The 14,320-nt window shown below is 56.3% G+C and carries 7 protein-coding genes; all 7 read right to left on the reverse strand.

From position 1 onward, the window contains the following. Positions 1-167 precede the first annotated feature (167 nt). The 7 genes from IEW06_RS17100 to IEW06_RS17130 all read right to left on the reverse strand — a co-directional run bounded on the left by IEW06_RS17100 (position 168) and on the right by IEW06_RS17130 (position 14,076). Positions 168-1,790 carry a glycoside hydrolase family 43 protein gene (locus IEW06_RS17100; RefSeq protein WP_188548635.1) on the reverse strand — a complete coding sequence of 541 codons (1,623 nt, stop codon included), beginning with the start codon at positions 1,788-1,790 and terminating at the stop codon, positions 168-170. A gap of 26 nt (positions 1,791-1,816) precedes the next feature. After that, positions 1,817-3,763, reverse strand: a complete 1,947-nt coding sequence (locus IEW06_RS17105; protein WP_188548636.1) for a glycoside hydrolase family 88 protein — start codon at positions 3,761-3,763, stop codon at positions 1,817-1,819. 71 nt (positions 3,764-3,834) lie between these two features. Continuing rightward, positions 3,835-6,195 (reverse strand): glycosyl hydrolase family 28 protein, encoded by a 2,361-nt coding sequence (locus IEW06_RS17110; protein WP_187731636.1) that lies wholly within the window; start codon positions 6,193-6,195, stop codon positions 3,835-3,837. Positions 6,196-6,582: 387 nt separating this feature from the next. Then, a complete protein-coding gene (locus IEW06_RS17115) occupies positions 6,583-8,091 on the reverse strand; it encodes a glycoside hydrolase family 32 protein (RefSeq protein ID WP_187731635.1) in 1,509 nt (502 codons plus the stop codon). 147 nt (positions 8,092-8,238) lie between these two features. Further along, on the reverse strand, positions 8,239-9,132 hold the full coding sequence (locus IEW06_RS17120) for a carbohydrate kinase family protein (RefSeq protein ID WP_187731634.1): 894 nt from the start codon (positions 9,130-9,132) through the stop codon (positions 8,239-8,241). Between the two features lie 42 nt (positions 9,133-9,174). Then, complete coding sequence (locus tag IEW06_RS17125) at positions 9,175-10,896, reverse strand: RagB/SusD family nutrient uptake outer membrane protein (protein WP_187731633.1); 1,722 nt, start codon at positions 10,894-10,896, stop codon at positions 9,175-9,177. A 21-nt stretch (positions 10,897-10,917) separates the two neighbouring features. Beyond that, complete coding sequence (locus IEW06_RS17130; RefSeq protein WP_188548637.1) at positions 10,918-14,076, reverse strand: SusC/RagA family TonB-linked outer membrane protein; 3,159 nt, start codon at positions 14,074-14,076, stop codon at positions 10,918-10,920. Positions 14,077-14,320: the final 244 nt, after the last annotated feature.

Consider the following 14,320-nt stretch of genomic DNA (forward strand, 5'->3'; position numbering starts at 1 on the left):
AGACGCGGCATTTCGCGTCTCGTCATCGGTTGAACGACGAAAACCGCACTTACCAAACAACATCAGCAACGACGAGACGCGAAATGCCGCGTCTATACATCGTTCTGTTAAACCAGACGAATAAAAAAGCCCCCCCGCGTCAGCTTAGCAACGCTGGGGGGCTTTTTTTATTCAATCCGAAACCAATCGACATCGGCAGAGCCGGCGTCGTTGGTTTTGCTGGCGCGTGTGCAGAACAGGCCTACTTTGGCACCAATCCAGCGGCCTTCGCGGGCTTGAAACTCGGTGCCGATGGGCTGAAACTGCTGGCCGTCGAGGCTGTAGCTGAACTGGCATTTGGCGCCTTCGCGCACGGCCATGCGCAGATAAATCGGCTGGTTGGTCGGAACTTCTACGGGAGGCGCGGCAGCTACTTCTGCTTCTCCTTTGTCCGCATTCTTGCACACCGTTGGGGCCAGATAAATCCGGCCATTCTGGTTGATCAGACTCAGGCGCGCATAGTCCATCCCCATCATAATCAGCCCCGTTTGCTCCCCCTCAAAACGCGGGGTAAAACTGAGTTTAGTAGTAGCCGTGAAAGCCGCGGCGGGCAGCTTTTGTAGCAGCAAATTCGGCACTTGCCAGAAGTTCTTAAAATCGGTGGGCAGCGGCACGGAGTAGAGGCGTAGCGTGCTCTGGGGGGCATTTATGAACGCCCAGCCTGGCTGCGGGTTGGCGTGCCACTGCCATTGCAGACCCAGCGTGGTAGCATCAAACTCATCGGAAGTAGCGGGCGTGGCCAGCGGTTGCGCAGCGCCTTTGTAAGCGGGCTTGCGATACGTTAGTACAGGTTCGCCTTTGCCGTCGCCGTCCGGGTCGTTGCCGATGACGGGCCAGTCGTTTTTCCAGACCATGGGCTGCAAATGCACCACGCGCCCGTAAGGCCCCTGGTCCTGAAAATGCATAAACCAGTCTTCCTTGTCGCCGGGCGTGGTCACCCACGCACCTTGGTGGGGCCCGTTGATGGGCGTATTGCCCTGGGCCATTACAATCCGGTCTTCATAGGGACCAAATACATTCTTGGAGCGTAGCACCACCTGCCAGCCCGTGGATACGCCCCCGCCCGGCGCAAAAATGTAGTAGTAACCGTTGCGCTTATAAAACTTCGGGCCTTCGATAGTCGGGTGTTTCTCGTGGCCATCGAAAATGATCACCTCATCACCCAGCAGCTTCAGCCCGTCGGGCGACATGCGCGACACAGCCAGCACGCTCTTAAAGCCGGCCCGTGAGCCGGCAAAGGCATGCACCAGATAGGCCTGTCCGTCCGAGTCCCAGAGAGGGCAAGGGTCAATCCAACCTTTCGCTTCTTTAATCAGAATAGGCGTCTCCCACGGCCCTGCCGGGTTCTTCGCCCGCGTTACATAAATGCCGTAGTCGGGGTCGGGGTAATAGATATAAAACTGCCCTTTGTGGTAGCGAATGGCTGGGGCCCAAACCCCATTGCCATGCTGAGGTTTGCTGAATACATCCAGCGGCGACTGCTGCGTAAAAACAGTGCTGATAATCGTCCAGTTTACTAGGTCTTTCGAGTGCAGAATCTGCAGGCCCGGCGCCGCATTAAAGCTCGACGAAGTGAGGTAATAATCGGAGCCGACGCGCACGACATCTGGGTCGGAATAATCGGCGTACAGCACCGGGTTTTTGTAGGTGCCGTTGCCCAAGTCCGGCACCCACACTTTCGACAAAGAAGATGATTGCGCTGCACCCAAAACGGGCAGAAGCAGCAAAAACAGAAGACCAAGAATTTTCATGAGAAGCAAAGCTAAATGGCTCAGCCTTACTTGCGGACAGTTTGCTGCAGCAGCCAGGTAGCCAGGTCTTTACCGGCCTGAAAGTTCTCGTAGGTAGCTGGGATTTTGCGGCCATCTACGTACTCATTATACAGCCATGGGTCGCCCAGCGCGAACACCGTTCCTTTGCCTACTTTGGCCGTGGCCATAATCACGTGGCTGCCGTTCTTTACCAGCGGCTGTGCGGGTGACTTTATCTCCAGGGGAGCCAGCTCTTTTACATAGGCAGTTTTAGCAGTTTTGAACACCGTTTTGCCGGACGTCAAATCTACTTTGCCTTGCTCAAACTGGTCACCTTTCACCATGTTGAGGCTGGTGTTGGCGAAGCGCATTCCGAAGGCCTGAGCCAGTTGGTTGAAGCGCGGAATCTCGCAGTTGGACGTATCATTCGCCAGCATTACCAGCGTGCCGCCAGCCTTCACCCAGTCGCTGATGGCCTGCACGTGCGCGGCTTCTACAAAGTTCGGATTCGGCGTTTCCTTGCGCGTGTCCGGGTCAACGATAATGTAGACATCTACGCCTTTGAGTGCGGCAGCCGTTGGCGCGGTTGGAATCGAAATAGTTTTGCCCCCCAGCTCACGAAACTGGTTGCCCCAGAACCAGAAACCACCGTGGGTACGCTCTTCCCAGGTGTAGTGAAACGGCTCTGTTTCGCCGGTAATCGGGCTCTTGCGCGACTCGTGATTGAAGTACGTATCCAGACCTACGGTTTTGCCTTGACCGAGCTTATTTTCAGCGGCAATTTCCATTTCCACGCTAGCCAGAATGAACGGGCCGACGCCTTTCAAATCGTTCTTGCGCAGCGGCTCACTCAGGTAGTACTCGAAGCTGCCGTCGCGGTAAGGTTTGCCCCCCAGACCGCCTACGCTCACCGTGCCATTGAACGCCAGAGCCCCGTCAGCCTCGTTGGCTACGAAGGTTTTGAGGAGGCCCTGATAGCCTTTATCAGCCACCTTTTGATACGATTTATCCAGATAGCCCATGCGTACGCCTTTGGCCAGCATATACACAAACATGCTGCTGCCCGAGGCTTCAGCGTAGTTGCCTTTGCGTGAACCCTGATCTACTACCAACGACCAGGTGCCCGTTTTCTGATCCTGATACTTAGCCAACACGGGCGCCAGTCGCTGTGCATACTTCACCAGGTTCGCATACTCTTTGTGCTCTTTGGGGAAGTAATCGAGCACATCTACAAGCGCCATAGCGTACCAGCCCATGCCCCGGTCCCAGAAGTTGGGCGATTGGCCGGTTTGCTTGTTGGCCCACTGCTGCTCCCGGCTCTCGTCGTAGCCGTGGTAGAGCAAGCCAGTCTTCGCATCAACCAGATTTTTCTCGATAAGCGCAAACTGCTTGGCTACGTCGTCGAAGTCCTGAGGCTGGTTGAAAACCTTATTGTACTCGGCGTAAAAGGGCTGAGCCATGTACAGGCCATCCAGCCACATCTGGTTGGGGTAGATCTTCTTGTGCCAAAAGCCGCCGGCCTTGGTGCGGGGCTGCTCAGCGATCTGCTTGCGCAGCAGTTGGGCGGCTTTCACGTACTTCTGCTGCGCTGCCGAGTTGCCCAACGACATCTGACTCAGCAACAGCAGCGCGTGGCCGGTAGTCAGATTATCGAGGTTGTAATCTTCGATTTTGTAGGTACGAATGCTACCATCAGGCTGCACAAACAAGTCAATATCTTTCTGAATGTAGGTGAAGTATTTGGGGTCGCCGGTGCGCTGCCACACCCGCTCCAGAGCCTTCAGCATTAAGCCCTGCTCGTAGTCCCACCGAGTCGTTTTGCGGCTGCCGATAAGGATGGAATCGGGGTGCCATTTGATGAACGAATCAGCCATGCGCTGCGACATGGGCTGCGTGGCCGTCTGGGGGGCTTTTTGGGCCGTCGCCGCAACAAACGAAAACAGAAAACCGACAAGAATGAGACTTCGGAACATAGGCTATACGTGAGCTTAAGCGATAAACGATTTCCCGCCTCGGCTGAGGCGGGGATTGATGTTCTTACTGGTTAGCGGCTCGAAACAGTTACCACTTTTTTCGACACTTTCTTCCCGAACTCCACATCCTCCTTCGCGCCCTTCGTGTTAGTGTTTACCAACTTCACATTCTTGCTACGGTCGCCGGTTACGCGCAGCAGCAGGTCGGCGCCGTTGGTATAGCGGATGTTGTCCATCACGATGTTACGGCTGTTTTGTACTTCCAGCACCGGCTTTGTTTCGGTGGAAAACAGGGCCACATTTTTAAGCCGGATACCGTCGGCTTCCTGACACACGAGGCCCTTTTTGCTTTCCAGCACCGTATTTTCTATCTCGATATCCTTGATGTTCATCTCGGGCACCCCGCGAATCAGGATACCCGTATTGGCCCCCTTGCAGGTTACGTTTTTGATGCGGAAGCCGCGGAACTGCGGAGTGCCTTCGTTCAGGGGTTCAGCCTTAATTTCGGGAATGGCAAACGCCTCGCCGTTCACTTGCACGGGGTCTTTGGCGGCGTAAAACATATCAAACAGAATGGCTTCGCCGGCAATGTCGGTCATGTCTACTCCGTCGACGAAGATGTTCTCCACTACCCCACCCCGCCCGCGAGCCGTTTTGAAGCGCAGCCCCACATCAGTACCCATGAAAGTGCAGTTGGTCACGTAGATATTACGCGCGCCGCCCGACATTTCCGAGCCGATTACGAAGCCGCCGTGGGCGTGATATACTTTGGTGTCGCGGATGATGAAGTTCTCGGTCGGCACACCGCGCTTGCGGCCCTGCTCGTCGCGGCCCGACTTGATGCAAATGCCGTCGTCGCCCACGTCGAAGGTGCAGCCTTCTACCAAACCATTGCGGCAAGATTCCAGGTCCAGCGCGTCGGTGTTTTGGCCGTACCACGGGTTCTTGGCCGTCACGTTGCGCAGCGTAATGTTGTCGCAGAGCAGCGGGTGAATGGTCCAGGCCGGCGAGTTCTGAATGGTAAAGCCTTCCAGCAGAATCTGCTTGCAGCGCTGTAGGCTGAGCATGTTGGGCCGCAGGAAGTCTTTTACTTCAGTGTAGCGGTTGAAATCTACTTCGGCTTGACCAGCCGGAATAACCCAGATTTTGGGCGAGAGCGAGCCTTTCAGCGAGCTGGACGTCGGGTACCAGGTGGTGCCTTTTTCATCCAAAAAGCCCCCCGACTTCACCAGCTTCTGCCACTGGCCTTCGCTCAGCTTTTCCTTCTTCACCATGCGCCAGGCGTCGCCGGCACCGTCGAAAGTGCCTTCGCCGGTGATGGCAATATTTACGAGGTCGTAGCCCGAAATGGGCGACTGATTGCGCACGGCATCCTCGCCTTCCCAGTTGGTTTTAATGAGTTTGTAGTCAGAAAGCTTGTTGCTGAACTGCACCAGCGCCCCGCGCTGCACATGCAGGTTCACGTTGCTTTTCAGCTGAATAGGCCCCGTGAGCCACAGGCCGCGTGGCACCAATACCACACCACCTTGCTGGCTGCAAGCCTCAATGGCTTTGCGGAATGCCTCCGTATTCAGCGTTTGCCCATCGGCCACGGCCCCGAACTTGGTGATGTTAAAGGTATCGGCACGGAATGAAGGCTGGAGCACTACCGGCAGATCGAAAGCATACTTGCCCGCGAAGGCCAGCGGCTTCAGGTGACTAGCTAGGCCAAGGTTTTGCTTTTTTACGTCCTGTGCTACTAGCTGCGCAATCAGCTCAGCGCCATAGGCCGAAAAGTGCGTGTTGTCGTTCTTGGCGGGGGCCACCGGATTCTCCTGGTAATAGCCGTTCTGGTAGCTCCAGAAAAGGTCGCGGCTGCCTTTCTCGCCGAGCTGGGAGTACAAGGCCCAGCTTTTTTCGTGCATATCAATCAGCGGCACTTTCAGCGATTTGGCTACCTCGCGCACCACCGCCGGGTATTCGCCGTGGTCGTCTTTGCGCTTGCCCTGCTCATCGAAGTAGCGGCGGCCAACGGGCGTGAGCAGCACCGGATTTGCCCCCCGCTGCCTGGCTTCCTGCACGTAGCGCGTCAGGTTTTTGCGGTAGTCGGTTTGGGGCGCGGCGTAGCGGGCGGTGTCTTCTTTTTTCTGGTCGTTGTGGCCAAATTGGATGAGCACCCAGTCGCCGGGCTTCACCTGCTCCATCACCTTGGCCCAGCGGCCTTCGTGGCGAAAGTTGCGGGTGCTGCGCCCGTTCATGGCGTGATTCTGCACGACGGTTTCGCCGTCAAAAAACTGGTCGAAGTACATGCCCCAGCCGCGCTCGGGCTTGCTGCGGTCCGGCTTCTCCGACATGGTAGAGTCGCCGACCAGAAACACTTGAACCTTCTTTTCCTCGGCCGGGCGGAAAGCCAGGGCTACCAGTGACAGCAGCAATACAGCGTATTTTTTCATCGAATGAGCGTTAGGGAAAAAAGCCCCCCAGCACCGGCTGGAGTGTAATTCTTTCCTGATACGGCCGCTTCAGCAGCTATTGAGCAATAGCTTAAGCTACAGACGGAGCCGTGAGGGAAACGGACTTAGCGAAGAGTTTATTTGCGCAATCGTTACCGGGAACGTTCTCATTCCTCGGTTCTGTGCCCTTCGCTGTACTCCATTATCGCGCTTCTGATGCCGATTTGGGTGGTTCGTAGCAGTACGCAAAGCCGGCGAGTCTACGCCATTGTTGCATTTTATGATGATGCATCTAAAGCCAATCGGGTAGCAGTCGAAGTTTCGCTCCGTCTGCTACCCGATTGGCTTTCACTCCGCGGCTCCTACGATGAAGCTGTTACGGAGCAATCAAATTCCGACACCCATGCGCTTGTAAGTGACTTTGCGCAGCGTAAGCGGATTCGCTGCCCGAACCTTGATGGTTTTAAATTCATCAGTGGGAAAGAAAATGCCCGTCATGGCGGTCAGGCCTTCATCGGCAAATACTTCCACCGAAGCCGCGTCTACAATAAGCGTGAGGTCCATCTTGGCGCTGGTGGTAAGGCGGGGCGCAGTGGCGCGCATCGCAAATTTATTGCTGAAGTCAAACTTGCCCGACTTGGTGCGGTCGATGTAGTATTGGTTGGCTTTTTTGTCGTAGCCAATCAGCACTTCTTCCTTGCGGTCATTGGTCAAGACTACAGCAAAATCAGCGAGCTGATCAGCAGTTAGTTTCAACTGAAATGGGCCCGTGTTTTTGGTTTTGTCCGAGAGGTTCATCTCCCCTTTCACCGCCACATTATCAAGCGTAATTTCGCTTGATCCCAGCTTGCTTACCTCCTTCGATGGCTGCGACACCAACAGCACTTGCGTTCCTACTTTGCGCAGCGACAAGTCGCGGGGGATGGTCATGGCGCTGCGCCAAGGATGCGTGGGCACTTGGTTGGCATATTCCCAATTGCTCATCCAACCCAGAAAAATCTTCCGGTCGCCGGTGTTCGACCACGTGACGCCCGCGTAGTTGTCGGGGCCGTAGTCCACCCATTTGGTGTCGGTGGAAAGCGGCGTAAACTTCTTGCCGTCGAAGTCGCCTACAAAGTACTGCGTGGCCGAGCCTTTGTTGGGTCCGCCGGGGTTGATGCTGACCAGCAACACCCACTGCGTTTTGCCCCCCAGCGTCAGCGGAAACAGATCGGGGCACTCCCACACGCCGCCGTGGGCGCCTACCTTCTCGCCAAACTCACTTTGCTTGGTCCAGTCCTTCAGGTTGGGCGAGGAATAGAACGTGATGCGGTCTTTGGTGGCTAGGGTCATAATCCACTTCTTGTCCTTCTCGTACCAACTCACCTTCGGGTCGCGGAAGTCCTGAATACCAGGATTTTTCAGCACCGGGTTCTGGGCGTACTTCGTCCATGTTTTGCCTTCGTCCAGGCTATAGGCAATGCTTTGGTTCTGGTGCTTATTGCCCCCCAGCTTCTCCAGCTTCGGATCGTGATGCGTAAAAATGGCCACCATCGGCACCTGCCCGTTTTTACCGAAGCCAGAAGTATTGTTCACGTCCAGCACGGCGCTGCCCGAGAAGATATAGCCCAGGCTGTCGGGGTACAAGGCAACAGGCTGGTGCTGCCAGCTCACCAGATCCTTGCTGGTGGCGTGGCCCCAGTGCATCGGCCCCCAGATGGTGCTGTCGGGGTAATATTGATAGAACAAGTGGTAGGTGCCCTTATGGAAGACCATTCCGTTCGGGTCGTTCATCCAGTTGGCCTTCGGGGTGAAGTGAAACTTGGGGCGGTACTGCTCGGTGGCCTGCGGCCGTTGGGCCCAGCCGCTGAGCGTCAGGCCCAGCAAGCTTACAGTCAGTAAAAACAGTTTTTTCATAGGGAGAGGCGATTAAAGCTTACTGTATAAAAAAGAACGTCATGCAGAGCAAAGCGAAGCATCTCGCGTGCAATCGTCAGGATTAGCATTGCAACGAAGCGAGCGAGATGCTTCGCTTTGCTCTGCATGACGTTCATGTAAGTGAATTTAGGCGTGGCGTCCTACTCCCAGCAGCTCCGCAATATGCGATTCGCTAAGCGCCGGGGTGGCTCCCTGATAGGTGGCAACCAACGCTCCACTCGCGCAGGCAATGCGCAGGCATTCGTCGTAGGGCCGACCGCTCAGCCAAGCTCGTAGGAAAGCCGCTAAGAATGCGTCACCGCTGCCGATGGTATCCACTACTTCGACTTTGATACCGGGTGAGCGGTAAATTTGCCCCCCAGCCCACAGCATAGCCCCATCAGCGCCAAGCGTGACGCACACGGCTTTCAAACCGAAACGACTAGCCAGGCCAGCTAGGGCAGCTTCGTCGTCGGTGCTGCCGCCAAACCAATCCAGGATTTCGGCCAGCTCATGGTGGTTCATCTTTACCACATCGGCCTGCTCCAGCAGGTATTTAATGACCTCGCGGGTGTAGTGCGGGGGGCGCATGTTTACGTCGAACACCTTGAGTTGGGCGCTTTGCAGCAGCCGATACAAGGTTTCGCGCGTGGCCTGGCTACGCGCAGCCAGACTCCCATACACAAATACTTTGGCGTTGGCTACCAGGTCGCGCACGTCGTTGTCGTACTGAATGTAGTCCCAGGCCACGGGCTGCACAATCTTGTAAACCACCTCATTGCGGTCGTCCACGTTGGCCTTCACTACGCCAGTCAGGTGGGTTTTGCCGCGCTGCACATACTTCGTGCTAACGCCCCGGCTTTCGAGAAAGGTCAGTAATTCGCCCCCCAGATCGTCGTCGCCAACGCGGCTGATAAGCTCCACAGGTTGCCCAAACTGGTGCAAGTGCACCGCCACATTGAAGGGCGCCCCACCAGGCTGCTTGCCCGAAGGCAGCACATCCCAGAGCGTTTCGCCGAAACACACAACTGTATCTTTCATAAGAAGCTGATTTGATGATTTTTGTGGCATTCAACCGTGTGTCTACCAACCCGGATTCTGCTGATACAGGCCCTTACTGAAGTTGATCTGATTTAACGGAATTGGCAAGTATTCGTCGCGGCCGCGGGTGAAGCGGGCGTCCTTCAGGTGCTGACGCTTTGTTTTTTCCTTTTCGAAGTAAGTGTTCAGATAATCGGCCGCAATTCCCCAGCGCACTAGGTCGAAGAAGCGCTGACCTTCCAGCGCAAACTCTAAGCGACGCTCGAAGCGCAGCGCCTGGCGGGCGTACGCTTGGTTCCAAACCCCGGCCGAATACTGGCCGATACGATAGTTGGAGATGTTGGCACCAGTAGTAGTTTTCAACCGGGCGGTGCTGTTCTGAGCGCGCTGCCGGATCTGGTTAACGATGGGCAGAGCTTCGGCCGGGCGGTTCAGCTCAATCAGGGCCTCCGCTTTCCAGAGCAATACATCAGCGTAGCGGATGATGGTCCAGTTCTTCGATGAGCTCATGAAGGGGGGCGTTTTCTGGAAGCTTGGGTCCGAAGGCAGCACGTTTTCCTTCATCGACATGTACACTCCGTACGTGTTCTGGTCGCGCAGCCAGGAGGTTTCGAAGATGAACGATGGAGAATATTTGTAAGGGTGCGAGGGAATACCAACAGAGTGGTCGAGGCGCGGATCGACGGTGTTCGTCTGGAAATCAGCGGGGGCGCTTAGGTCCGAGTTGTTGAAAGTTTCAAACTGGGGCAGACCCTGGGCGTCCGTCTTGAAGGCGTTGACCAGGTTCTGGCTGGGCTGATGAAACCCGCAGCAGCCGTAGTCCGGATTCATCGGGTAGTTCAGGGCATTGCCCCGGTCCGTGCGGCCTTTGGGCGTGCCGTCGTTGCGCGAAAACTGGATGGCAAATACCGATTCTACCCCGTTGTCGCCGGCCGTGAGGAAGTTGGTAGCAAAATCAGAGTGCAGCGAATATTTACCCGAGGCAATGACCTGATTGGTCAACGTCACCACTTCTTGAAGCTTGGCCTGATCCACCGACGTCACAGCATTATTGTCGCTCTGCACATAGGCTTGGAAAAGCAGCGTTTTGGCCAGATAAGCCTGCGCCGCCGACTTGTTGGCCCGCCCGATTTCCGGCTGGGTATCGGGCAGATTCGCCACGGCAAAGCGGAAGTCATCAGCAATCTTGGTCCACAGCTCGTCGTTACTCAGGGCTACGTTTGATACCGAAGCATACTGCTCAGTGGGGATGGTTTCATCTATATAAGGCACTCGCTTGAACAGCTCCTTCAGCATAAAGTAGAAGTGGCCGCGCAGAAAGCGCATCTCGCCCTGACGAATGGCCTTGTTGGGCATGGCCGTAGCGTTGATGGTCTCCAGGCGGCGCAGGGCGTCGTTGGCGCGCGAGATGCCTATGTAGATCAGGAACCACAGCTCGTCGGTGTTGCCCACGTCGACGCGGTTGAAGGTGAAGGTTTCGTAGAAGTGAAACGCATCCACGTCGGCCGTGCCATTGCCACCCTTGTAGGCGTCGCCGGCGCGCACGTTGCCGTAGGGCCACAGGGAGGTGTAAGGAGCCCGGTACACGTCGTTGCCCAGTTGGGAGTAGGTGGCAATAACCTGCTTTTCAATATTGGCGGCGGTATTCAGCTGGTCGTCGCTGAGGGCGCCAGTGGGCTGCACATTCAGGAATTCTTTGTCGTTGCAGCCAGAGGAAAGGGCGAGCAGCGAAATCGCCAGTGCGCTGGTTTTCAGGATTTTCATGGTAGGTAGGCTGGCGGATGATTAGAAGGAAACGTTGAGGCCGGTGGTGAAAATGCGGGGAACCGGGTACTGGTAGTTGGTCACCTCGGGGTCTGGGCCAGTGTACTCCTTGCTCTTGACGGTGAACAGGTTCTGGCTCTGCACATACACGCGCACTCCTTGCAGCTTGATTTTGCTTACCAAGGTGGCGGGCAGCGAGTAACCCAGCTGAATGTTGCGCAGCTTCAGGTAAGAAGCGTTTTCGATGAAGTAGGTCGAAGCGCGGCCTTCGTTGTTGGAGTTTTGCAGGGTAAGGGCCGGAATGGAAGAGCCCGTGTTGGTCGGCGACCAAGCGTCGAGCAGCCGCTCACCCCAGTTCTCACCCGAGGCAATAGACGCGAAGTCAGTCCGGAATTTGGCGTTGTTGTAAGCCTCCAGGCCCTGTACCCCTTGCAGGAACACTTGCACGTCGAAGCCTTTGTAGCCAGCGCCTAGGTTGAGACCGTAGTTGAAATCCGGCACGCCTTCGGTAATCCAGGTCTGGTCGAAGTTGTCGACTTTGCCGTCGCCATTCAGGTCTTTGTAGCGGATACGACCGGGAGCGGCGCCTACTTGTGTGGGGCCTTCGCTCACTTCGGTGGCATTCTGGTACAAGCCGTCGGCCACGTAGCCGTACACCGCGTTGATGGAGTGGCCCAAGCGAGTTACGTCTTGGCCGTTGCCGCCGTAGGCGTTGATTACCTCGTCGGGCAGGAAGGTGAGCTTGTTGCGGTACGTAGACAGGTTGCCCGTAACGCTGTAAGTCAGGCCGTTAGCCAATTCGTTCTGATAACCTACCAGAAATTCCCAGCCCTTGTTTTCGATAGAAGCACCGTTCACAAACTTGTCGCCACCCTCGCCCACTACGGCTAGGTAAGGCAGATTCACGAGGATGTCTTCGCTTTTCTTGATGAAGTAATCGACCGAGCCCGTGAGGCGGTTATCCAGCAAGCCGAAGTCAACACCGAGGTTGGTTTGGGTCGTGGTTTCCCACTTCAGGTCAGGATTGGCCTGCTGTACGCGGCGGTAGCCGGAGGGCAAATTAGTGTCGTTGCCGAAGATGTCGTAAGCGGTGCCGCGGTCGTACTCAAAGTTGGGATCAAGGGTGCCCAGCAACGATTGGTAAAGGCCGCGGGAGGCAAAGTTGGCGATGTCCTGGTTGCCAGTTTGGCCCCAGCCGGCGCGCAGCTTCAGGTCGGAAAAGAACGGCGCGGTGTTTTTCACGAAGTTCTCTTCGCTCAAGCGCCAGCCCACCGACGCGGCCGGAAATACCCCGAACCGGTTGTCTTCGCCGAAGCGGGAGGAACCATCGCGGCGAATTGTAACGGAGGCCAAGTACTTGTCGGCCAGCGAGTAGTTGAATTTGCTGAAGTACGAAGCCAGTTTGTAGGCAGTGCCGGAGCCACCGTTGTCTTTGTTGGCGGCGCCCGCATCGAGGTAGGCGTAGGTGGGGTCTTCGCTGGCGAAATTGGTACGGGAGGCGTAGCTGCTCTCATCGTAGTAGCTGATGCGCTCGGTACCGGCCACGAAGTTCAGCTGATGTTTGCCCCCCAGCGTCATGTCGTAGTTCAACGTATTCTGCCACACCCAGTTACCATAAAAACGCTGGTTGTCGGTTACCCGATTGTTCGCTTCGGAGAGGAAACCCGCCTTATAGGTTTTATAAATCTGGCGGAACTTGTACATGCTGTAATCGATGCCGAAGCTGGTACGCAGGTGCAGGCCCGGCAGCAGCTCGGCGTCGGCAAACACGTTACCGAAGGCCCGACCCGTGTTGGAGCGGTTCTGGCGGTTATCAGAGAGCAGGCGCAACGGGTTATCACGGTCGCTCATACCTTCCACGGGGCCGCCCCAGCCTATTCCATCCACCGTCCGCACAGGCACAATAGACGGCAGCTGAGTGGTCCGGTCGCGCACTAGGTTCAGATCGAACTCCGCCCGCTGCGACTTCACGACGGTCAGGTTTTCGCCAATCTTTAATTTGCCCCCCAGGAAGTTATAGTCGGAGTTGAGGCGGGCCGTGTAGCGGTTGAAATCGGTGTGTTTTAGGGTGCCGCTATTATCGTAGTAGTTCAGCGAAAACAACGCCCCACCCCGCTCGCCGCCGCTGCTCACACTCAGGTTGTAGCTCTGAATCAGGGCATTCTGCTCAGTTTCTTTAAACCAGTCGGTGTCGGCAGCGCGCATGGTTTGCTCCTTGTCGATGAACTCAGGCACCAGCACCTGGTCGAGCACGGGCCGTCCATCGGTGCCGGTGCGCGTTTGGAAGGTGTAGAAAGGGCGGCTGGGTACGGCGCCGTCGTTAGTGGCCGCTTGCCAGTACACCCGGCCATAGTCCTGGGTGTTGAGCATCTGAATGTGCGGGCCCGGCGTCTGGAGCGTAAAGAAGGTCGAAAAGTCTACCCGCGTGGCGCCCTGCTTGGCCTTTTTGGTTGTGATGATAATGACGCCGTTACTGGCCCGAGAGCCATAGATGCTGGCGGCGGAAGCGTCTTTCAGCACCTGAATCGACTCGATATCGTTCTGGTTGATCTGGTTGATGCCTTCCCGCGTCGGGATGCCGTCGATGACGTAGAGTGGGTCGTTGTTGCCCAGCGTGCCTATGCCCCGAATACGCACGGTAGCAGAGCTGCCCGGCGCGCCGTCGGTGGTGATGTTCACGCCCGGCACCCGGCCTTGCAGGTTGCGGGTTACATCATTGGAGGCCATATCCTTGATTTCCTCCGTTTTAACTACCGACACGGCACCGGTTAGGTCGGCTTTGCGCTGGGTTTGGTAGCCTGTCACCACTACTTCGTCCAGGGTCTTAGTATCGACAGACATCGTCACATTGATACTGGTGCGGCCACCGAGTACAATTTCCTGCGACAAAAACCCGATAGAAGAAAAGGTCAGCACGGCATTGTCGGGCACGGTGAGGCTGAAGCGGCCATCGGGGTCGGTAGAGGTGCCGTTGGTAGTGCCTTTCACTAGCACCGTTACGCCGGGTATTCCGGCACCCTTGTCGTCCACAACTTGACCAGTCACTTGTATATCAGCTTGGTACGCGCTGATTCGTTCTATCCGGGTGTGCGCTACTACCAAGCTTGGAGCCGCAAGTAGCAGAGCAGCCAGCGCCGTGGGCAAGAGTGTCCGGCGGCGCATGAGTACAATCTTTTTCATGGGTGTTGTGTAAAGTGGAGGGAGTATAGGTTGGTCAGCTCTGGGGGGCAAAAAAGTCTGCTAAGGAGCTGTAATCGTTTTCGGAAAGACGCTTTTAAATCAGGCGGTCATTGCCACAATCCAATCAGATGGTCATGCAGAGCGGCGCGAAACATCTCGCGTGTTTAGTAAGATTACTAACCTCTCGTCAGCACGCGAGATGCTTCGCGCCGCTCTGCATGACGTTCTTGTGGGGGGCTTTTTA

This window comes from Hymenobacter qilianensis (assembly GCF_014638675.1).
Classification (GTDB): Bacteria; Bacteroidota; Bacteroidia; order Cytophagales; family Hymenobacteraceae; genus Hymenobacter; species Hymenobacter qilianensis.